This window comes from Micromonospora sp. NPDC050397, from assembly GCF_044901685.1.
Lineage (GTDB): Bacteria > Actinomycetota > Actinomycetes > Mycobacteriales > Micromonosporaceae > Micromonospora_G.
Genome location: NZ_JBJDPS010000002.1, coordinates 356,536 through 378,021 on the forward strand (window position 1 = coordinate 356,536; position 21,486 = coordinate 378,021).

The 21,486-nt window shown below is 71.1% G+C and carries 18 protein-coding genes; 15 read left to right on the forward strand and 3 right to left on the reverse strand.

Going from position 1 to position 21,486, the window contains the following annotated elements:
• The first annotated feature begins 269 nt into the window (after positions 1–269).
• The 7 genes from rpsB to ACI2K4_RS07750 all read left to right on the forward strand — a co-directional run bounded on the left by rpsB (position 270) and on the right by ACI2K4_RS07750 (position 8,001).
• Positions 270–1,118: a 30S ribosomal protein S2 gene (gene rpsB, locus ACI2K4_RS07720; RefSeq protein ID WP_404509600.1), complete on the forward strand. Its 849-nt coding sequence runs from the start codon at positions 270–272 to the stop codon at positions 1,116–1,118.
• Between the two features lie 130 nt (positions 1,119–1,248).
• Positions 1,249–2,076 carry a translation elongation factor Ts gene (tsf, locus tag ACI2K4_RS07725; RefSeq protein WP_404509601.1) on the forward strand — a complete coding sequence of 276 codons (828 nt, stop codon included), beginning with the start codon at positions 1,249–1,251 and terminating at the stop codon, positions 2,074–2,076.
• Between the two features lie 174 nt (positions 2,077–2,250).
• Positions 2,251–3,018, forward strand: coding sequence for a UMP kinase (pyrH, locus tag ACI2K4_RS07730; RefSeq protein WP_404509602.1), 768 nt, complete (start codon positions 2,251–2,253; stop codon positions 3,016–3,018).
• 168 nt (positions 3,019–3,186) lie between these two features.
• Positions 3,187–3,744, forward strand: coding sequence for a ribosome recycling factor (gene frr / locus ACI2K4_RS07735; RefSeq protein ID WP_404510295.1), 558 nt, complete (start codon positions 3,187–3,189; stop codon positions 3,742–3,744).
• On the forward strand, positions 3,744–5,159 hold the full coding sequence (locus tag ACI2K4_RS07740; protein ID WP_404509603.1) for a phosphatidate cytidylyltransferase: 1,416 nt from the start codon (positions 3,744–3,746) through the stop codon (positions 5,157–5,159). The genes frr and ACI2K4_RS07740 overlap by 1 nt, the downstream gene beginning before the upstream one ends.
• Before the next feature lie 96 nt (positions 5,160–5,255).
• Positions 5,256–6,392, forward strand: a complete 1,137-nt coding sequence (gene rlmN, locus ACI2K4_RS07745) for a 23S rRNA (adenine(2503)-C(2))-methyltransferase RlmN (protein WP_404509604.1) — start codon at positions 5,256–5,258, stop codon at positions 6,390–6,392.
• A gap of 67 nt (positions 6,393–6,459) precedes the next feature.
• On the forward strand, positions 6,460–8,001 hold the full coding sequence (locus ACI2K4_RS07750; RefSeq protein ID WP_404509606.1) for a DivIVA domain-containing protein: 1,542 nt from the start codon (positions 6,460–6,462) through the stop codon (positions 7,999–8,001).
• An 88-nt stretch (positions 8,002–8,089) separates the two neighbouring features.
• Here ACI2K4_RS07750 and ACI2K4_RS07755 read toward each other — a convergent pair whose 3' ends face one another.
• Entirely contained in the window at positions 8,090–8,311 is a 222-nt protein-coding gene (locus ACI2K4_RS07755) for a DUF2631 domain-containing protein (RefSeq protein ID WP_404509607.1), read from the reverse strand.
• A 251-nt stretch (positions 8,312–8,562) separates the two neighbouring features.
• Here ACI2K4_RS07755 and ACI2K4_RS07760 point away from each other — a divergent pair, with 251 nt between their 5' ends.
• The gene (locus tag ACI2K4_RS07760) at positions 8,563–10,128 is read left to right on the forward strand and encodes a Rieske 2Fe-2S domain-containing protein (RefSeq protein ID WP_404509608.1); all 1,566 of its coding nucleotides are present in this window, start codon (positions 8,563–8,565) and stop codon (positions 10,126–10,128) included.
• Between the two features lie 155 nt (positions 10,129–10,283).
• Here ACI2K4_RS07760 and ACI2K4_RS07765 read toward each other — a convergent pair whose 3' ends face one another.
• On the reverse strand, positions 10,284–11,882 hold the full coding sequence (locus ACI2K4_RS07765) for a phytoene desaturase family protein (protein ID WP_404509609.1): 1,599 nt from the start codon (positions 11,880–11,882) through the stop codon (positions 10,284–10,286).
• A 109-nt stretch (positions 11,883–11,991) separates the two neighbouring features.
• Here ACI2K4_RS07765 and ACI2K4_RS07770 point away from each other — a divergent pair, with 109 nt between their 5' ends.
• The 5 genes from ACI2K4_RS07770 to ispG all read left to right on the forward strand — a co-directional run bounded on the left by ACI2K4_RS07770 (position 11,992) and on the right by ispG (position 18,356).
• A complete protein-coding gene (locus ACI2K4_RS07770) occupies positions 11,992–14,271 on the forward strand; it encodes an MMPL family transporter (RefSeq protein ID WP_404509610.1) in 2,280 nt (759 codons plus the stop codon).
• 77 nt (positions 14,272–14,348) lie between these two features.
• Positions 14,349–14,561, forward strand: coding sequence for a hypothetical protein (locus ACI2K4_RS07775; protein ID WP_404509611.1), 213 nt, complete (start codon positions 14,349–14,351; stop codon positions 14,559–14,561).
• A gap of 153 nt (positions 14,562–14,714) precedes the next feature.
• Positions 14,715–15,926 (forward strand): 1-deoxy-D-xylulose-5-phosphate reductoisomerase, encoded by a 1,212-nt coding sequence (gene dxr / locus ACI2K4_RS07780; RefSeq protein WP_404509612.1) that lies wholly within the window; start codon positions 14,715–14,717, stop codon positions 15,924–15,926.
• Positions 15,926–17,176: a M50 family metallopeptidase gene (locus ACI2K4_RS07785; protein ID WP_404509613.1), complete on the forward strand. Its 1,251-nt coding sequence runs from the start codon at positions 15,926–15,928 to the stop codon at positions 17,174–17,176. The genes dxr and ACI2K4_RS07785 overlap by 1 nt, the downstream gene beginning before the upstream one ends.
• A gap of 7 nt (positions 17,177–17,183) precedes the next feature.
• On the forward strand, positions 17,184–18,356 hold the full coding sequence (ispG, locus tag ACI2K4_RS07790; protein ID WP_404509614.1) for a flavodoxin-dependent (E)-4-hydroxy-3-methylbut-2-enyl-diphosphate synthase: 1,173 nt from the start codon (positions 17,184–17,186) through the stop codon (positions 18,354–18,356).
• A gap of 210 nt (positions 18,357–18,566) precedes the next feature.
• Here the strand turns inward: ispG and ACI2K4_RS07795 are convergent, their stop codons facing one another.
• Positions 18,567–19,151, reverse strand: a complete 585-nt coding sequence (locus ACI2K4_RS07795) for a PadR family transcriptional regulator (RefSeq protein WP_404509615.1) — start codon at positions 19,149–19,151, stop codon at positions 18,567–18,569.
• 139 nt (positions 19,152–19,290) lie between these two features.
• Between ACI2K4_RS07795 and ACI2K4_RS07800 the strand changes: the two genes are divergently transcribed.
• Both ACI2K4_RS07800 and ACI2K4_RS07805 read left to right on the forward strand, forming a co-directional pair.
• The gene (locus tag ACI2K4_RS07800) at positions 19,291–20,523 is read left to right on the forward strand and encodes an MFS transporter (RefSeq protein ID WP_404509616.1); all 1,233 of its coding nucleotides are present in this window, start codon (positions 19,291–19,293) and stop codon (positions 20,521–20,523) included.
• A 77-nt stretch (positions 20,524–20,600) separates the two neighbouring features.
• Positions 20,601–21,440: a GNAT family N-acetyltransferase gene (locus ACI2K4_RS07805; protein WP_404509617.1), complete on the forward strand. Its 840-nt coding sequence runs from the start codon at positions 20,601–20,603 to the stop codon at positions 21,438–21,440.
• Positions 21,441–21,486: the final 46 nt, after the last annotated feature.

A 21,486-nucleotide genomic window follows, 5' to 3' on the forward strand; every position in this document is an offset into this window, starting at 1 on the left:
GGGCGGATCGTCCCGGGGCGTCACGCTCGCCCCCTCGTGCGAGGCGTCCGTACCCGGGGTTGTGCGGGGGCGAGGGGCGTGGGGCGTACACTTGGCAACTGGCGACCGCCCGTGCGGTCGACCTCGCGCGCCCTTTCCACGGATGCCCGTGGGACGACGGCCCCCTGGTCCCGATCTTGATTGGGCCCACCATGGCCGGCGACCAGGCGTCAGGACGCCAGGCCGCCGGCCCGGCGTGACAACCAGGGACATTGAAGGAGCACCCCACCATGGCCGTAGTGACCATGCGTCAGCTGCTGGAGAGCGGTGTCCACTTCGGGCACCAGACCCGCCGCTGGAACCCGAAGATGAAGCGCTTCATCTTCACCGAGCGCAACGGCATCTACATCATCGACCTGCGGCAGACGCTCGAGTACATCGAGACGGCCTACGAGTTCGTGCGCCGCACCGTCGCCGAGGGTGGCAGCATCCTCTTCGTCGGCACCAAGAAGCAGGCCCAGGAGGCGATCGCCGAGCAGGCGACCCGGGTCGGCCAGCCGTACGTCAACCACCGCTGGCTCGGTGGCATGCTGACCAACTTCCAGACCGTGTACAAGCGGCTCCAGCGGATGAAGGAGCTGGAGGCGCTGGGCGACCTCTCCGGCACCGCCGCGGGTTACACCAAGAAGGAGACCCTGCAGCTCTCCCGGGAGAAGATCAAGCTCACCCGCACGCTGGGTGGTCTGCGGGACATGCAGAAGGTGCCGGCGGCGATCTGGGTCGTCGACACCAAGAAGGAGCACATCGCCGTCGACGAGGCCCGCAAGCTGGGCATCCCGGTGATCGCGGTGCTCGACACCAACTGCGACCCGGACGAGGTCGACTTCCCGATCCCGGGCAACGACGACGCGATCCGTTCGGCCGAGCTGCTGACCAAGGTCATCGCGGCGGCGGTCGGTGACGGTCTGATCGCCCGTTCCGGCAAGTCGCGCGGCACCGACGAGAAGCCGGAGCCGGGCGTGGTGGCCGCCGACGAGCCGCTCGCCGAGTGGGAGCGCGAGCTGATCGAGGACACCGAGAAGAAGGCCGACGACTCGGAGCCGAAGGCCGCGGAGCCCGCTGCCGCCGCCGCTGAGTGACCCTGCCGCCGGGCCCGCCGGCCGCACCCGCGGTCGGCGGACCCGAGCGCGTACGAGCACAGCGCGCCCGGATCCGAAGTTTCCCGTTAGCAGATCATCCATCGCAGTCTCAAACACCGAAGAGAGAGTCATGTCAGACTTCACCGCTGCGGACGTCAAGCGGCTCCGCGACCTCACCGGCGCCGGCATGATGGACTCCAAGAAGGCGCTCACCGAGGCCGAGGGCGACTTCGACAAGGCCATCGAGCTGCTGCGCATCAAGGGTGCCAAGGATGTCGGCAAGCGGGCCGGCCGTACCGCCGCGAACGGTCTGGTCGCCCACTCCGGCAAGGCGCTACTCGAGCTCAACTGCGAGACCGACTTCGTCGCCAAGACGGCGGACTTCATCGCCCTGGCCCAGCAGCTCGTCGAGCACGGCGAGAAGGCCGGCGTGACCGACGCCGAGGGGCTGCTCGCCTCGACGCTGGACGGCAAGACCGTCGCCGACCTGATCCAGGAGCAGTCGGCGAAGATCGGCGAAAAGCTGGTGCTCAACCGCTTCGCCGTACTCGACGGCACCATCGCGGTCTACCTGCACCGCAAGGCACAGGACCTGCCGCCGGCGGTCGGCGTACTGGTCGAGTACACCGGCAAGTCGGACGAGGCGGGGGACGCGGACGCCCGGGCCGCCGCGATGCAGATCGCCGCGATGCGGCCGCAGTTCGTCACCCGCGACGAGGTGCCGGCCGAGACGGTCGAGTCGGAGCGGCGCATCGCCGAGCAGACCGCCCGTGAGGAGGGCAAGCCGGAGGCTGCCCTGCCGAAGATCATCGAGGGTCGGGTCAACGGCTTCTTCAAGGACTACGTCCTGGTGGAGCAGCCGTCGGTCACCGACAACAAGAAGACGGTCAAGCAGGTGCTCGCCGAGGCGGGCATCACGGTGACCCGCTTCGTCCGCTTCGAGGTCGGCCAGGCCTGAGCGGATCCCGGCGACGCCCCGGCCAGGCCGGGGCGGTGCGGGGACCAACGGACAAACCACGAGGAGGCCGCCGGTGTACATGAGAGGCACCGCGGCCTCCTCGTCACATAAGGTCGGCAGCGGCAGGTGCGGCGGGTCAGCGGACGGAATGTCCGCGGAGGAGAGGCGGGTCGGATGACGCAGGTGGTTGGTGAGCGGAGCCTGGCGGCGGATGATCCGACGGCGCCCCCGCCGGGACGCGCCCGCCGGGTGGTGCTCAAGCTCTCCGGTGAGGTCTTCGGGGGCGGGGCGATCGGGGTCGACCCCGACGTGGTCCAGGCGATCGCCCGGCAGATCGCGACCGTCGTACGTCGTGGCGTGCAGGTCTCGGTGGTGGTCGGCGGCGGCAACTTCTTTCGCGGCGCGGAGCTGCAGAAGCGGGGTATGGACCGGGCCCGCGCCGACTACATGGGCATGCTCGGCACCGTGATGAACTGCCTCGCGCTGCAGGACTTCCTGGAAAAGGAGGGCATCGAGACGCGGGTGCAGAGCGCGATCACGATGGCCCAGGTGGCCGAGCCGTACATCCCGCTGCGCGCGATCCGGCACCTGGAGAAGGGCCGCGTGGTGATCTTCGGCGCGGGCGCCGGGATGCCGTACTTCTCGACCGACACGGTCGCCGCCCAGCGTGCGCTGGAGATTCGCGCCGACGTGGTGCTGATGAGCAAGAACGGCGTGGACGGGGTCTACACCGCCGATCCGCGTACCGATCCGACCGCCAGCAAGCTTGACAAGATCACTTTTTCCGAGGTGCTCCGGCGCGGGCTGCGGGTGGCCGACGCCGCCGCGTTCAGCCTCTGCGAGGAGAACGGCCTGCCGATGCTGGTCTTCGGCGCCGAGGGCGACGACACCATCATCCGCGCCGTCGGCGGTGACCGGATCGGGACCTTGATCACGGCGTGAGCCGTGACCATGAACAGAGCATGGCGTGAGCCGTGACCATGAACAGAGCACGGCGTGAGCCGTGACCATAGGCAGAGCACGGCGTGCCGGCCGTGACGGCGGACGGGAACCGGCGCGAGCCGGGCGTGACACACGACCTACGACTGAGTGAGGGAGGCGAGGGAGCAGGTGATCGACGACACTCTCCTCGAGGCCGAGGAAAAGATGGAACGTGCGGTCGAGCACGCCAAGGAGGAGTTCGGTGCCATCCGCACCGGGCGAGCCACCCCGGCCATGTTCTCCAAAATCATCATCGACTACTACGGCTCGCCCACGCCGCTGACCCAGATGGCGTCGGTCGGCGTACCGGAGCCGCGCATGGCGATCATCAAGCCGTACGACGCCTCGCAGCTCCAAGCGATGGAGAAGGCGATCCGCGACTCGGACCTCGGTGTCAACCCGAACAACGAGGGTAACCAGCTCCGGATCCTGTTGCCGCAGATGACCGAGGAGCGGCGGCGGGACATGATCAAGATTGCTCGTGGCAAGGGTGAGGAAGCCAAGGTGGCGATCCGCAACATCCGCCGCCGGGGCAAGGAAGAGCTGGACCGGATCGTCAAGGACGGCGAGGCGGGCGAGGACGAGGGCCGCCGCGCCGAGAAGGAACTCGACGACCTCACCCAGAGGTACTCGACGCACGTCGACGAACTGGTCAAACACAAGGAAGCCGAGCTGCTCGAGGTCTGATGTCCTACCTCGACCCCAACGGCAGCGCCGAGTCCCAGGGCTGGCAGCGCCAGGACGGACCAGCGGGTCCGTACTGGCCGGATGGTCACGAGGAGCCTCGACCCCGGGCGCGGCACACCGGTGCCGCGCCCGAGGCCTTTGCCGAGACGCCGGGTTATGCGCCCGTGTCCGGATACCGGCACGGCGACACCCCCGCCCGCCGGGACGGGTACGCCGGTGGCGCCGGACCGTACGCCGGGGTGGAGCGGCCGGACGGGCAGCCGTACCGGCCGGACGACCGAGGCCACGGTTACCCTGGCGGGGCTGACAGGGCGGACGCCGGGGCGGACGGACTGACCGACCCGCTGGGTTGGGCCCCGGTGCGCGACTCCGACCAGACGGAGTTGCTCGAACCGATTCGGCCGGACACCTACCGGACGGACCTCGTCGACCCCGGCCGGGTACGCCCCGACTACGGCGGCCCCGGTGACGTCCGTACGGGTGGCCCGGTCGACGGAGCTAACCCCGGTCCCGATTCGTACCCGGCCGAGCCGGACGGCCCTCGTCCCCGTACCGGGCGACGCCGAGCCGGACCGGGGCGACCCGCCACCCTGCCGACCACCAGCCGGGCCGGCCGGAACCTGCCGGCCGCGATCGGCGTCGGCCTCGGCCTCGGCGCCCTGGTCGTCGTCCCGCTGTTCCTGTTTCCGCCGGTGTTCATGCTGGTGGTGGCCGGCGCGGTCGGGGTCGGGATCTGGGAGATGGTCCAGGCGATCGGACGCGGTGGCGCCCGGCCACCGTTGGTGCCACTGGTTGCCGGCGGGGTCCTGATGGTCGCGCTGGCCTGGTTCGCCGGGTTGGACGCGCTCAGCCTCGGCCTGCTGGTCACCGTGCTGGCGACAACGGTGTGGCGGCTCGGGGACGGTCCGGCGAACTTCCAGCGCGACGTGACGGCCGCCACGCTCGTCGCGGTGTACGTGCCCTTTCTCGGCGGCTTCGCGGCGCTGCTCGCCGCCGAGCCCACCGACGGGCACCTCCGGGTGGTGGTGACCATCGTCGCGGTGGTGCTGTCCGACACCGGTGGGTACGCCGCCGGGGTGATGTTCGGGCGGCACCCGATGGCCCCGTCGGTGAGCCCGAAGAAGTCCTGGGAGGGTTTTGCCGGCTCGGTGCTGGCGGCGGCGGGCGGCAGCGCGGTGCTGCTCGCGCTCCTGCTCGACGTGAACCCGCTCTGGGGCGCCCTGTTCGGGGTGGCCGTCTCGGGCGCGGCGGTGCTCGGTGATCTCGGCGAGTCGATGATCAAACGGGACCTGGGCGTGAAGGACATGAGCAATCTGCTGCCGGGACACGGTGGTCTGATGGACCGGCTGGACTCGGTCCTGTTCGCCGTACCGGTGGCATATCTCCTGCTGACCATCCTGGTGCCGGTCGGCTGAGATGCCTGGACGCGGACCGCTTTGCCGAGATCACCTCCTGGTTGGGACCCCTCGGCCAGGTGTGCGCTTCCAACGGCGTGGGAGACTGGACAGGCCATGACGAGCCTGCCCTTGATCCAGATCAGTCCGGACGCGCCGAACGCGACCGGCAAAGCCCCTCGTGCGTCGATGCCACCGCGCCATCTCGCGGACCTCGCCCTGCCCGACCGGCAGGCGCTGGTCGCGGACCTGGGCGAGCCCGCCTTCCGTGCCCGGCAGGTCTCCACCCACTATTTCGGTCGGCTGGTGCGCGACCCCGCGCAGATGACCGACCTGCCGGCCGCGAGCCGTGGCCGGATCACCGACGCGCTCCTGCCGACGCTGCTGACTCCGGTCCGCGAGTTGGAGTGCGACGACGGTGCCACCCGCAAGGCGCTGTGGCGGCTGCACGACGGCTCCATGGTCGAGAGCGTGTTGATGGGGTATCCGGACCGGATCACCGTCTGCATCTCCAGCCAGGCCGGCTGTGGGATGGCCTGCCCGTTCTGCGCCACCGGTCAGGCGGGACTGACCCGCAACCTCTCGACCGCCGAGATCGTCGACCAGGCCGTCTATCTCGCCGGTGTCGCCGCGTCCGGGGCGGTCGCCGGTTCGCCGCCCCGCCTCTCGCACGTGGTGTTCATGGGCATGGGCGAGCCGCTGGCCAACTACGCGCGGGTGATCGCGGCGATCCGCCGGCTCTGTGCTCCGGCGCCCGAGGGGCTCGGCCTGTCCCAGCGCCACATCACCGTATCCACGGTGGGGCTGGTGCCGGCCATCCGCCGGCTGACGGGCGAGGACCTGTCGGTGACCCTTGCGCTGTCGTTGCACGCACCTGATGATGATCTGCGCGACGAACTCGTTCCGGTCAACCAGCGGTGGAAGGTCGCCGAGGTGCTGGACGCGGCATGGGACTATGCCGATCGTACGGGACGTCGGGTTTCCATCGAATACGCAATGATCAAAGATGTGAACGACCAGCCGTGGCGGGCCGACCTGCTCGGCCGGCTGTTGGCCGGGCGGTTGGCACATGTGAATCTCATTCCGCTCAACCCGACGCCGGGCAGCCGCTGGGACGCCAGCCCGAAGCCGGTCGAGCGGGAGTTCGTCCGACGGCTGCGGGAGGCCGGGGTGTCGACCACGGTCCGCGACACCCGTGGGCGGGAGATCGACGGGGCATGTGGGCAGTTGGCGGCGGCGGAGGTGGCCACGTGAGTGGGCACAGCCATCGGGCCGACTGCGGCGGTGGGCTGCGTGATGAGCGATCGAAGCAGGAGACATAGTGGCGAGTCAGGGTCAGCGCTTCCGGCGTAAGGCGCTCCGGCGGGGCTACAAGGTCGACGAGGTGGACACGTTCCTGGATCGGGTCGAGGCCACGCTCGCCGGTTCGCCGGCCGGTGCGCCCGTCGCCTCGCAGGAAGTCCACGATGTCGTCTTCCGAGTACGTTTCGGCGGATACGACGAGTGGCAGGTTGACCTGCACCTCGACCGGGTGGAGCGGCAACTCGCCGAGCTCGAGGAACGTGGCGGCGGCAGCCGGGGCGCGGACTCACGCCTGCCGGCCCGGGTGGGTCCGCCCGACCGGATGGGCCCGCCGGATCGCATGGGCCCGCCGGATCGCATGGGCCCGCCCGACCGGATGGGTCCGCCGCCGGATCGGATGGGTCCCCCCGATCGGATGGGTCCGCCGGACCGGATGGGTCCGCCGATGCGCGACGACCGCGCTCTGCCTCCGGGTGCCCCGTCCTTGCCGCAGCGGCCGATGCCGGCCCAGGCGGGTCCACCCGACCAGTACGGCCGGTACGACGAGCCCACCGGAATCTTCGGCGGCCCAGGTGGCCCCGGTGGCGGTTACGACGGCCCGGGTGGGCCGGGTGGTGGTTACGACGGTCCGGGACGCGGCGGTTACGACGCCCCGCGTGGTCCCGGCGGGCCGAATGGACCCGGCGGGCCGAATGGTCCCGGTGGTCCCGGTGGTCCCGGTGGTCCCGGTGGTCCCGGTGGTCCCGGTGGTTATGACGCTCCCCGTGGACCCGGTGGTCCCGGTGGTTACGACGCCCCACGCGGCCCCGGCGGGCCGGGCGGCCCCGGTGGTCCCGGTGGTCCCGGTGGTTATGACGCTCCCCGTGGACCCGGTGGGCCGGGTGGGCCGGGTGGGCCCGGCGGTTACGACGCCCCACGCGGTCCGGGCGGTCCCGGTGGACCGGGCGGTGGGCGCGGACCGGGTGGTCCGGGCGCCGGATTCGGCCCGTCGCCGGACGACCGCTTCGACGGTTTCGAGTCTGGCCGACACGGCAAGATGGACATGACCGCCGAGATCAGGATGCCCGACCGTGACCTGCGCCGTGGTCCCGGCCTCGGTGTGCCGCCCGGCGGTGGTCCGCCGCCGCCCGCTGGCCCGCCGATGGGCGGTCCCCCGATGGGCGGCCCGCCGCCCGGTGGTCCCCCGATGGGCGGTCCCCCGATGGGCGGTCCGCCGATGGGCGGCCCGCCGCCCGCTGGCCCGCCGATGGGCGGTCCGCCGATGGGTGGCCCGCCGATGGGTGGCCCGCCGCCGATGCCCGGCGGCCCGGGTGGAGACATGGCGCGAATCGACCACATCCGGCGTGGGTTCCAGGTGCGTAGGTTCGGCAGTGGTTACGACCCCGACCAGGTCGACCGCCTGTTTGACGGCATCCTGGCCAGCATGTCCGGCCGTGGCCCGATGCCGGTGAACCCGGCCGAACTCGACCTCATGAAGTTCGGGCTGGTGCCCGGTGGCTACTTCGAGGCCGAGGTCGAGGCCGCGCTCAAGGAGGTCCAGGACATCCTGCGTCGGCGCTGACCGAGACGTGAATCAGGCCCGTCCCCGATCGGGGACGGGCCTGATTTGTCGACGGGTACGTCGCCGCCAGGTTCGACGGTGTCGACGGTCAGGAGCGCAGGCCGTTGCGGCGCAGTACGGCGTCGCCGATCACGATCGCCAGCAGCCCGACCGCGATGCCGATCAGCCAGATCTCCTCGACGGCACCCTCGTGGTTGCCGATCAACATCAAGAGCAGCGCTATCGCGGAGACAACCGCGCCGATCTGGCCCGCCCTCCGGTGTCCCGGCTTGCGCTGGTCGGGCGACGTTACCGGCTCGCTTCCTGCCACGTTCGGTCCTTCCCCTCACGATCGGATCTCCGCTTCAGTCTGGCACGCCGGTCGGTGGCGTCGCCGTAGGGTCTCCATGCTGGTGCAGGGTCTCCATGCTGGTCATGCGGCAGGCCCGGGTTCGCCGAGCGGGCAACCTGGCGTCGCGGGTCGGCCCCGCTGCCCACTCCGGTAGCGTTTGGGCGTACGCCCACGGTTTTCCGCCGAGGAGTTCGGGCGTACGACACGTTTTCGGCAAGGAGGAGTGCACGGTGCGAGTGACCGGTACGGGACACGCCAGTATGCGGATCGACACGGCCGCGGGCAGCATCCTGTGCGATCCATGGGTCAATCCGGCCTACTTCGCCTCGTGGTTCCCATTCCCGGACAATTCCCAGCTCGACTGGGAGTCCCTCGGCCAGGTGGACTACCTCTACGTGTCGCACCTGCACCGGGACCACTTCGACGCGGCGCACCTCAAGCGGTTCATTTCCAAGAAGGCGACCGTCCTGCTGCCGGAATACCCCACCTCCGAGCTGGAGGACGAGCTGCGCGAGCTGGGTTTCACCAGTTTCCTGCGTACCACCAGCAACGAGGTGGTCGAGCTCGACGGCGGGCTCAAGGTGATGATCCAGGCGCTCACCAGCCCGACCGACGGCCCGATCGGTGACTCGTCCCTCTGGGTCGAGCACGACGGCGTACGGCTGTTGAACCAGAACGACGCCCGCCCGACCGACCTGTCGGTCTTCGCCGAGCTGGGTCACGTACACGCGCACATGCTCCAGTTCTCCGGCGCGATCTGGTACCCGATGGTCTACGAGCTGCCCAACGCGGCGAAGACGGCGTTCGGCAAGCAGAAGCGCGACCGGCAGATGGACCGTACGGTCCGGTACATCGACGACCTGAAAGCGTCGTACGTCTTCCCGATCGCCGGCCCGCCCTGCTTCCTCGACGAAGACCTGTGGCAGTTCAACGACATCCACGGCGACGAGGGCAACATCTTCCCCGACCAGCAGGTCTTCATCGACCACTACCACGGGCTCGGTTACGACAACGGCGTGATCCTGCTCCCGGGCAGCGTCTCCGAGGTCACCACGGAGAACGTCGAGACCAGCCACCCGGTGCCGGACGTGGCGGCGTTCTTCGCCAACAAGGAAGAGCACCTGCGCGAGTACCAGACCCGGGCACGGCCGGTGATCGAGGCGGCCAAGGCGAGCTGGCGGCACCCCGAGGTGGACGTGCTCGGGGAGATGAAGCGGCGGATCGAGCCGCTGCTGGAGGAGTCGGTCTACCTGGCCAAGGGGGTCGGCGGCCCGGTCCGGTTCGACCTGGTCGGTTACGACGGCGAGTCGGTCGAGTCGATCGTGGTGGACTTCCCGGGCCAGCAGGTCCGGCCGTACGCCGACGAGAAGGTGCGTTACCGGTTCCGCACCGAGCGGGCGCTGATCGAGCAACTGCTCCACTCCGGAGAGGTGGACTGGGTCAACTCGCTCTTCCTCTCCTGCCGCTTCTCGGCCGCCCGGATCGGCCAGTACAACGAGTTTGTCTACGCCTTCTTCAAGTGCCTCTCCGAGGAGCGCCTCCAGTACGCCGAGGGCTGGTACGCCGAGCAGCGCCCGGATGCCGAGGACGTCAAGCTCGGCGACTGGATCGTGCAACGGCGCTGCCCGCACCTGAAGGCCGACCTGACCCGCTTCGGCATCATCGACGGCGACCAGCTCACCTGCCAGCTCCACGGTTGGCGGTTCGACCTGAACAGCGGGCGCTGCCTGACCAGCGTCGGCCACGAGATCCGGGCACACCGGGCCGGCACCGAGGCGCCGGCCACCGCCGAGTAGGTCCGCGCGCGTTCATCGCGGGTCCCACCGGTCCTCGTCCCCACCGGTCCTCGTCCCCACCGGTCCTCGTCCCCACCGGTCCTCGTCCACGGAGCGGCCGACCAGGGCGTCGTACCCGTCGGCACGGGGCACCGTCACCCGCGTGCCGACGGCCGTCAGCGCCCGAGGTCGGCGAGGATGCGCCGGGCGGCGTTGTGCCCGGCGGCGCCGATCACGCTCCCCGCCGGGTGGCAACCGGCGCTGCCGGCGTACACGCCGTCGATCCCGGTGGCGTACGGCATCCGGTCGGCGAACGAGACCGTGTTGTCGACGTGGTGGATGTGCCCGCCGCTGATGCCGAAGTGCGCCTCGATCCCCGGCGGCGCCAGCGGTACGGCGTCGGCGACCAGGTCGGCGGAACCGGGCGCGTACCGTTCGCAGATCGCCAGCAGTTTGTCCACGTAGGACGGCATCGCCTCGGTCCAGGTGGTGCCGGCCAGCTCGTACGGCACCGACTGCACGAAGAGCGCCGACGAGTGGTGTCCCGCCTCGTCGCGCAGCGACGGGTCGACGGTGGTGTGCAGGTACCACTCGATGGTCGGCTCCTCCGGCAGCCGCCCGGCCCGTACGTCGGTCCACATCGCCCGCAGCGCCGCCATCGGCGACTCGCCGGTGCCGCCGTCGATCAGGGACGACGAACCGGGAAGCAGGTGGATGGTGGAGCCGAACGGGCTCGGCGCGTCCGCCGGCAGGCAGGAGAACCGGGGCAGCCCGGTCAGCGCCAGGTTGAGCTTGAGCGTGGTCCCGGTGCGTCGCGACGCCGCCATCCGGTCGCCCAACGCCGCCGGCAGCGCCCCGTCGGGCAGCAGGTCGATCAGACGGTACGGGTCACAGGCGCCGAGCACCACCTCGGCCGCGATCTCCCGCCCGTCGGCCAGGGCCACCCCGCTCGCCACGCCCCCGGCCAGGGTGACCGCGCTGACCGGCGTACCGGTGAAGATCCGTGCCCCGGCGGCGCGGGCGGCGTCGGCGAAGGTCCGCGAGACGGTCCCCATCCCGCCCTCGGTGATCATCCAGGTGCCGTCGGCACCGGGCAGCCGGCACATGTTGTGCACCAGGAAGTTGTGCCCGGTGCCGGGGTCGTCCGGGCCGGCGTTGAGGCCGGAGAGCCCGTCGGTGACCGCGTACATCGAGACCAGCAGCTCCGAGCGGAACTCGAACCGGGCCAGGTAGTCGGCGACCGAGCCGGTGACCAGGTCGACGAAGGCGTTCCGCAGCGCCGGCCGGACGTACCGTTCGGCGGTCTGCCGCACCGGCAGCGGCTCGGCCAGCCAGGCCGGCGCCAGGTCGTCGCGGAGCGCGGCCAGCTCGGCCTGCATCGCGTCGTCGGCGGCCACGTCGGCGGGGGAGAAGACCGACGCCATCTGGGCCCGGGTCGCCTCGCGGTCACTGCCGAAGAGCAGGTACGGCGAGCCGATGCCGCCCGGGGTCGGCAGGAAGTAGTGCGGGTCCCGCCGCAGCACCGGGATCTTCACGTCGAGCAGTGCGATCAGCTCCGGCGGCATCAGCCCGAGCAGGTAGGAGCCGGTCGAGTGGCGCAGCCCCGGTACCTTCGCGAACGGCTGTTCGGTGCGGGTCGCGCCGCCGAGCGTGCCGGCGGCCTCCAGCACCACCACGTCGAGACCGGCCCGGGCCAGGAGCACGGCGGAGACCAGGCCGTTGTGACCGGAACCGACGATCACCACGTCCGCGCGACCGGGCAGCTCTGCACTCATGCCAGGGGAGCCTAGTGCCGTTCGGGCCCGCCCGGGAGGGGTCCTAGGCTGAACCCGGTTCTTGATCGTGATCCGCCCCCGAGGGGGACGAGCGCGTGGAGGGACGACGATGTTCGGCTGGTGGGGTACGGCGGTCGTACGGTTCCGCTGGGCGGTGCTCGGCGCCGGGCTGGCGGTGGTTGTCCTCGGCGCGACCTGGGGGACCGGTCTGCTCGGCTCGCTCACCGGCGGCGGCTTCGACGACCCGACCAGCGAGTCCAGCCGGGCCCAGCAGCGGATCGTCGCCGAGTTGGGCGAACAGAGCGCCGACGTGCTGGTGCTCTACTCCAGCGGGACGACCACGGTGGACCAGCCGGCGGTCCGTGGCCCGGTCACCGCGACCCTGGACCGGCTGCGCCAGCGCCCCGAGGTGGCCAGCGTCACCGACTGGTACCGGACCGGTTCACCGGCCCTGCTCGCCACCGACCGACACGCCACGTACGCGCTGGTGCAGTTGCGGGCCGGGGGTGAGGACGGCAAGACCGCCGCCTTCGAACGGCTTCGGCCCGACCTGGACGCGCCCGGCGTACGGACCCAGGTCGGCGGCAACGTGCCGTTCCTGGTTACCGCGAACGAGCAGACCACCGAGGACATCACCCGGGCCGAGACGCTCTCCCTGCCGGTGCTGCTGGTGCTGCTGATCCTGATCTTCGGTGGACTGGTCGCCGCCGCCACCCCGTTGGTGATCGGTGGGCTGGCCATCCTCGGCGCCTTTGTCGCCGTACGCCTGCTCCACCTGGTCACCGACGTGTCGGTGTTCGCGGTCAACATCATCACCCTGATCGGGCTCGGCATGGCGATCGACTACGCGCTCTTCGTGGTGAGCCGGTTCCGGGAGGAGCTGACCGCCGGGCGCGACACCCGGGAGGCGATCCCACGGGTGATGGCGACCGCCGGTCGTACGGTGCTGGTCTCCGGGCTGACCATCGCGCTCGCCCTGGCCAGTCTGCTGATCTTCCCGCAGGTGTTCCTCCGGTCGATGGGGCTGGGCGGGGTCGCGGCGGTGCTGGTCGCCATGCTCGCCGCGCTGACCGTGCTGCCGGCCCTGCTCGCCGTGCTCGGACCCCGGATCAACGCGTTGCGGGTCCCGCTGCCCGGCCGACGCCGCCGGGCCGCCGCCCGGGCAGCGGCGGCGACGTCCGGAACCGGTCCGGCGACGTCCGGAACCGGTCCGGCGACGTCCGGAACCGGTCCGGCGACGTCCGGAACCGGTCCGGCGGCGTCCGGTCCGGCGGGAGTCGGTCCGGCGGGAGTCGGTCTGGGAGCGGCTGCGGCGACGGCGGGCGGTGGTTGGGCGCGGCTCGCCCGCAGCGTCATGCGCCGGCCGCTGCCCTACCTGGTCGGGGTGCTGGTGGTGCTGGCCGTCCTGGCCGCCCCGTTCCTCGGGATCAGGTTCGGCGGGATCGACGAGCGGGTGCTGCCGGCCGACGCGGAGCCCCGGGTGGTGACCGAGCGGATCGCGGCGGAGTTCCCGGGCGGCAACGCGAACCCGATCCAGGTGCTCGTATCGGGGGTGCCGGCCGGGGCGGCGCAGGGCTTCGCCGCCGAGGTGGGGCGGGTGCCCGGGGTGACCGGGGTGACGGTGGCCGCCAGTCGAGGTGAGCACACGCTGCTGTCGGTCACGTACCGGGGCGAGCCGAACGACGACACCGCGCGGACGGCGGTCCGCGAGCTGCGCCGGCTGCCCGGACCGGCCGGAGCCGAGGTGCTGGTCGGGGGCAGGCCGGCGGTCGACGCCGACCTGCTGCACAGCCTGGGTACGAGGCTGCCCTGGATGGCGGCGATCATGGCGGCGGCCACCCTGGTGCTGCTCTTTCTAGCCTTCGGGTCGGTGGTGCTGCCGATCAAGGCGGTGGTGATGAACCTGGTCTCGATCGGCGCCTCGTTCGGCGTCGTTGTCTGGATCTTCCAGGACGGTCACCTGGCCGACTGGCTGCGGTTCACCCCGACCGGCTTCATCGAGCCGAGCAACCCGATCCTGATGCTGGCCGTACTCTTCGGGCTGGCCACCGACTACGAGGTGTTCCTGCTCTCCCGGGTGCGGGAGGAGTGGGAGGCCACCGGCGACAACACAGCCGCGGTGGCCGCCGGTCTCCAGCACACCGGTCGGATCATCACCGCCGCCGCACTGCTGCTGGTCGTGGTGGTGGCCGGTTTTGCCACCGGCGGCACCACCTTCATCAAGTTGATCGGCGTCGGCATGATCGTGGCGATCGTGGTGGACGCGACCCTGGTACGGGCGCTGCTGGTGCCGGCGACCATGCGCCTGCTCGGCCGCTGGAACTGGTGGGCGCCGGCCCCGCTGGCCCGGCTGCACCGCCGCTTCGGCCTGCGCGAGTCCGCTTCATGACCACGAAGAGTTCGGCCGGCCATGGCGAGCCGAACTCTTCGTGATCATGAAGCGGGATCCGGTTAGGGTCGACGGTCATGACGGTTGCCGTCGCCTACGAGACCGAGCGGCTGGTCGTCCGGGACTGGACCGAGGAGCCGGCCGACCTCGCCCGGGTCTTCGAGATCTACTCCCTGGAGGAGGTCAGCCGCTGGCTCGGGGCCTCGTCCGGGCTCCCGCTGACCGATCCGGCGCGGGCGACGGCCGTGGTGCGGCGCTGGCACGAGCGCTTGATCCGCCAGCGCTCTTGATCCGCCAGCGCTCTTGATCCAGCGCGCCGGCACGGGATTCGTCCGCGCCGCTCCGGCTGGCGGCGGCCTGGTCGGCGGGACCGCTTGGGCAGGTCAGCGGCGGGCATGAGGCTCGGTGTCCGGTAGTTGGCGTGGTTCAGGGAGAATGTCCGGGTGAGCGTTCCGCGTGACATCGTCCTGCTCGGCTCGACCGGGTCGATCGGCACCCAGGCCATCGACATCGCCCGACGTAATCCGGACCTTTTCCGGGTGGTGGCGCTCGGCGCGGGTGGCGGCAACGTCGCCGAACTCGCCGCCCAGGCGCTGGAGTTCGGGGTCGAGGCGGTCGGGGTGGCCAAGGCATCGGCCGCCCAGGACCTGCAACTCGCCTTCTACGCCGAGGCCGCCAAGCGCGGCTACCCCAGCGGCGGGTTCCGGATCCCGAAGATCCTCGCCGGCCCGTCGGCGATGACCGAGTTGGCGCAGTGGCCGGCCGACGTGGTGCTCAACGGGGTCGTCGGGTCGCTCGGGCTCGCGCCGACCCTGGCGGCGCTGCGGGCCGGACGTACGCTCGCCCTGGCCAACAAGGAGTCGCTGGTCGCCGGTGGCGCGATCGTCCGGGGCGCGGTCACCCGGCCCGGTCAGATCGTCCCGGTCGACTCCGAGCACTCGGCCCTGGCCCAGTGCCTGCGCTCGGGCAGCCGGGCCGAGGTGCGCCGGCTGGTGCTCACCGCCAGTGGCGGACCGTTCCGGGGCCGCCGTCGGGACGAGTTGACCGACGTCACGCCGGAGCAGGCACTGGCCCACCCGACCTGGAACATGGGACCGGTGGTCACGATCAACAGCGCCACGCTGGTCAACAAGGCGCTCGAGGTGATCGAGGCGCACGAGCTGTTCGACGTGCCGTACGCGGACATCCAGGTGATGGTGCACCCGCAGTCGGTGATCCACTCGATGGTCGAGTTCGTCGACGGCTCCACCATCGCCCAGGCGAGTCCGCCGGACATGCGGCTGCCGATCGCGCTCGCGCTGGGCTGGCCGGACCGGGTGCCGGAAGCCGCCGCCGCGGTCGACTGGACCGCCAGCCACCGCTGGGAGTTCGCGCCGCTGGACGACGCTGCCTTTCCCGCGGTCCGGCTCGCCAAGCAGGCCGGGCTCGCCGGCCGGGGGCGGCCGGCGATCTACAACGCGGCGAACGAGGAGTGCGTGGCCGCGTTCGTGGCCGGCAGGCTACCGTTCCTCGGCATCGTCGACACGTTGGAACGGGTCCTGGAGGCGGCTCCAGAGCTGAGTGAACCGGGTACCGTCGAGGAAGTGCTCGCGGCGGAGTCGTGGGCGCGGGAGCACGCCCAGAAGATCATCGAGATGTCGGTGAAGGGAGCTTGATGCTGTACCTGCTCGGGGTCGTGATCATTGCCCTGGGGATTCTCATCTCGGTGAGCCTGCACGAGGCCGGACACATGCTGACGGCCAAGCTCTTCGGAATGAAGGTCACCCGCTACTTCGTCGGCTTCGGCCCGACCGTCTGGTCCTTCCGGCGGGGTGAGACCGAGTACGGCCTCAAGGCGATCCCGCTCGGCGGCTTCTGCAAGATCGTCGGAATGACGCCGCAGGACGACGACGTCGACCCGGCCGACGAGCCGCGGGCGATGTGGCGGTACCCGGTGTGGAAGCGGACGATCGTGATGGGCGCGGGCTCGGTCACGCACTTCCTGCTGGCGATCGTCGCCCTCTGGTTCGCCGCGATCTTCATGGGCCTGCCCAACCCCGACTTTCCCGCCACCGAGGCGCAGGTCCGGCAGGAGCCGGCGGTGATCACCCTGACCGACTGTGTCGTGGTGGAGAACGTGCAGCGGGCCTGCACGCCCAACGATCCGCCGAGCCCGGCCGTGCAGGCGCAACTCCGTACCGGGGACCGGATCACCGCGGTGAACGGCACGCCGGTGGCCACCTGGGGTCAGGTGCTCGACGCGGTCCGGCGTACGCCGGCCAACGCCCCGGCCACCATCGACTACCAGCGTGACGGCAACCCGCAGCAGGCCGTGGTCCAGCTCGCGTCGGTGCAGCGCCCACCGCTCGACAACCCGTCCGGTGCGCTCTCCGCCGTCTCCGCACTCGGTGTCGCCGTCGACATCCAGACCCCGGGCATGATCAAGTACAGCGCGGTCGGCGCGTTCGGCGCGACCGCCGACTACACCGGCGAGATGGCGGTCAACACGCTGCACGCGTTGCAGCGCATCCCGGAGAAGGTGCCGGCGCTCTGGACGGCGATCACCGGCGGTGAGCGGGACGCCGACACCCCGATCAGCGTGGTCGGGGCGAGCCGGCTCGGCGGCGAGGCGCTGGCCAACGGCGTCGCGGAGTTCCTGGTCCTGATCTTCATCTCGCTGAACTTCTTTGTCGGCATCTTCAACCTGCTGCCGCTGCTGCCGCTGGACGGCGGACACATCGCCATCGCCTGGTTCGAGCGGGTCCGGACCTGGATTTTCACCCGACTCGGCCGCCCCGACCCGGGCCGCGTCGACTATTTCAAGCTGATGCCCGTAACGTACGTGGTGATCCTGATCGGTGGCGCGTTCACGCTGCTCACCGTCACCGCGGACGTGGTAAATCCGATCACGCTCTTCTCAAGGTGAGTGTCCTGTGACCGCTGTCAGTCTCGGAATGCCGGCCGTACCTCCGCCGCCGCTCGCGACCCGCCGGCTGAGCCGCCAGATCATGGTCGGCTCGGTGCCGGTCGGCGGCGGCGCCCCGGTCTCGGTCCAGTCGATGACGACGACCCTGACCTCCGACGTGAACGCGACCCTGCAACAGATCGCCGAGCTGACCGCCTCCGGTTGCCAGATCGTCCGGGTAGCGGTGCCGTCCCAGGACGACGTCGAGGCGTTGCCGGCAATCGCCAAGAAGTCCCAGATCCCGGTGATCGCGGACATCCACTTCCAGCCCAAGTACGTCTTCGCCGCGATCGACGCCGGCTGTGCGGCGGTCCGGGTCAACCCGGGCAACATCCGCCAGTTCGATGACAAGGTGGCCGAGATCGCCCGCGCCGCCGAGGCCGCCCGGGTGCCGATCCGGATCGGGGTCAACGCCGGATCGCTGGACAAGCGCCTGCTCAGCAAGTACGGCAAGGCCACCGCCGAGGCGCTGGTCGAGTCCGCGCTCTGGGAGTGCTCGCTCTTCGAGGAGCACGGCTTCCGCGACATCAAGATCTCGGTCAAGCACAACGACCCGGTGGTGATGATCCGGGCGTACCGGCAGTTGGCCGAGCAGTGCGACTACCCGCTGCACCTGGGCGTGACCGAGGCCGGTCCGGCGTTCCAGGGCACGATCAAGTCGGCGGTCGCCTTCGGCGCGCTGCTGGCCGAGGGGATCGGCGACACCATCCGGGTCTCGCTCTCCGCGCCGCCGGTCGAGGAGATCAAGGTCGGCAACCAGATCCTGGAGTCGCTGGGGCTGCGCGAGCGCGGCCTGGAGATCGTCTCCTGCCCGTCCTGTGGGCGGGCCCAGGTCGATGTCTACAAGCTGGCCGAGGAGGTCACCGCCGGTCTCGAAGGGCTGCCGGTGCCGCTGCGGGTGGCCGTGATGGGCTGCGTGGTCAACGGACCGGGCGAGGCGCGCGAGGCGGACCTCGGCGTCGCGTCGGGCAACGGCAAGGGCCAGATCTTCGTACGCGGTCAGGTGATCAAGACCGTGCCGGAGGGGCAGATCGTCGAGACGCTGATCGAAGAGGCGCTGCGGTTGGCGGACGAGATGGGTGCGGAGTTGCCGGAGGAGCTGCGTGACGTGATCACGGGTCCTACGGTTACGGTTCACTGAGCTGGTGGTTTGTCGGGGCAGCGTGCCCACTCTGGGCGGTCAGGCTTGATCCCGTCGTGGGCACGCTGCCCCGACAAACCTTTCTGAGTTGGGCGAGAGGCGTCCCCGGGTGGTGGGGGCGCCTCTCGTGCTGAGCAGAAGGGCGTCCCCGCCGGGTGGTGGGGACGCCCTTCTGTGTTGGCTGTCGTAGGCGCTGCCGGTGCTCGGGGGTCACTCGGTTTCGGCGAGGATGGCGTAGAGCTTGCGGCGGGTCTCCTCCAGCACCTGGGCGGCGCGTTCGCGCTGGTCGTCGGTGCCGTTGACCATCACCTGGCGGAGGGCGTTCATCGCCTGGAAGCCGGCGTCGCGGATCTCCTGCCAGCTATTGATGGTGTTCTCGGCGAACTCCTCCCAGGGCGGGGTCTGGGCTGCCTCGGTCGCCTCCGCCCGGCCGGTCTCGGTGAGGCCGAACCGCTTGCGTCCGCCGCCGGCCTCGGCCGGGGTGGCGACGATCAGGCCCTCGTCCTCCAGCAGTTGCAGGGTCGGGTAGATCGAGCCGGGGCTGGGGCGCCACGCCCCGCCGGTACGGGAGTCCAACTCCTGGATCATCTCGTAGCCGTGCATCGGCCGCTCGGTGAGCAGGGCCAGTACGGCGGCCCGTACGTTCGGGCGGCGTCCACGGCCCCGGCCGCGTCCCCTGCCGTGGCCGTGACCGGGTGGGCCGAAGCCGAAGCCGCCCGGCGGGATCGGTGGGAAGCCGAAACCACGCATTCGTGACTCTTCGTGCATGGCACGCATTCTTCGGTGGAAACTCATCTCAACTCCTTCTAGCACTATCGCTGATGTGTCGACGATATATCGGCAATGCGTCGCCGACAAGTCTCGGTAGTTCGGGTGCGTGAGACCGGCAATACTCGGGCGACAAACCGTACGTCTGTACGGTTAGGTGGGGGTCATGCTGACGCGATTTCTGCCGGAGCCCGGGGCGGGCCGGATCCTCGCCGTCTCCACCCTGGTCCAGACGGTCGGCCGGGGCATCTGGCTGACCGCGAGCGCCCTCTTCCTGACCCGCTCGGTAGGGCTGAGCGTGGCCCAGGTCGGGCTCGGCCTCACCGTGACCGCGCTGGTCAGCCTGGTCGCGAGCGCGCCGATGGGTTACCTCGCCGACCGGTACGGCCCGCGCGGCACCCAGTTGCTCGGCCTGCTCGCCTCGGCCGGGTTCACCGGGGCACTGATCGCGGTCCGCTCCTTCCCGCAGTTCCTCGCCGTCGGCGTCGCCACCGCACTGAGCGACGCCGCCTTCCGGGGCGCGCGGGGCGCGGTGATCGCCGGTGCCGTACCGCCGGACCAGCGCGTACGCACCCGGGCCTACCTGCGGGCCACCACCAACGTCGGCATCTCGATCGGCACCGTGCTCGCCGGGGTCGGGCTCGCCGCCGACACCCGCGCCGCGTACGTGACCCTGATCGGGATCAACGCGGCCACGCTGGCGGTCGCCGCCCTGATCCTGATCCCGATGGCGCCGATCCCACCGGTCGCCGGGCCGGGGCACGGGCCCCGCCTGATCGCCCTGCGCGACCGCCCCTTCCTGGCCTTCACCGTGCTGGACGGGCTGATGTCGATGCACTTCGGGCTGCTCAACATCGCGCTGCCGCTCTGGATCGCGCAGCACACCGACGCGCCCCGCTGGCTGATCTCGGTGCTGCTGCTGGTGAACACCACGGTGATCGTGCTGTTCCAGGTACGCGCCTCGCGCGGCACCGAAGCGCTGACCGGAGCCGCCCGCGCCGCCCGTCGGGCCGGACTCGCCATCGGGGCCGCCTGCCTGCTCTACGCGGCCAGCGGTGCCGGGCCGACCCCGGTCGCGGTGACGCTGCTGGTGGCGGGAGCGCTGGTGCACGTGATCGGGGAGTTGTGGCACTCGGCCGCCGGCTGGGGCATCTCCTTCGGGCTGGCGCCGGCCCACGCACAGGGCCAGTACCAGGGCGCGTACGGGATGGGCATGCAACTCGGCGGGATGCTGGCCCCGGTGCTGGTGACCACGCTCGCGGTGGGCTGGGGCGCGCCCGGTTGGCTGGTGCTCGCCGTGCTCTTCGTCCTGCTCGGGGCGGCGCAGCCGGCGGTGGTCCGCTGGGCGGCGCGCAGCCGGCCGGGTCAACCGGCCGCCGAGGCGGTGGCCGTGGGCTGACCGGCGCGGTGGAGGCTCATCCACCGGGGTGGACGTCGCCCCGCGCCGCCGGTCGCTCGTCTGGCACGCTGGTAGGTGTGCTGATGGTTCCGGTACGGCAACTCGGCGAGGCCGAGCGAGGCACCGTCGAACGGTTGCTCGACCTCGAACCGTACGCGGCTGCCCAGGTGGCCGAGCGGATCGCCGCGCACGGGTTGTCCTGGTGGCGCGCGGACGGACGGGTCTACGGCTACGGCAGCGCGCGCGAGATCGAGTCGATGTGCTGGGTCGGCGGTCAGCTCACCCCGGTCCGGGCCAGCCCACCGGCGATCGCCGCCTTCGCCGAACTGCTCGCCGCCGAGGAGCGGTTCTGCTCGTCGATCGTCGGGCGGGCCGAAGAGGTGCTCGGCCTCTGGGACCGGCTCTCCACACACTGGGGACCGGCTCGTGACGTACGGCCGAACCAGCCGTTGCTGGCGACCGGGGCGACGCCGCCGATCGCGCCCGACCCGGACGTGCGCCCGGTCCGCCCGGGTGAGGTGGACCTGCTCTTCCCGGCGGCGGTGGCGATGTACACCGAGGAGGTGGGCGTCTCGCCGCTGGCCGAGGACGGTGGCCGCAGCTACCGCCGCCGGGTGGCCGACCTGGTCCGGGCCCGGCGCGCGTACGCCCGGTTCGTGGACGGCCAGGTGGTGTTCAAGGCCGAACTGGCGGTTGTCACCCGGCGCACCGCGCAGATCCAGGGGGTCTGGGTGGCGCCGGGGTGGCGCGGGCGGGGGATGGCCGCCGCCGCGATGGCGGCGGTGGTGGCGGACGCGCTGACCCGGGTCGCGCCGACGGTCAGCCTCTACGTCAACGACTACAACGTGCCGGCCCGCCGGGTGTACGAGCGCTGCGGCTTCCGCCCGGTCGGTACGTTCGCCACCATCCTGTTCTGACCGGCATCCCGGCGTCCGCCGACGTCGCCCGCCCTCGTGTCCTCGT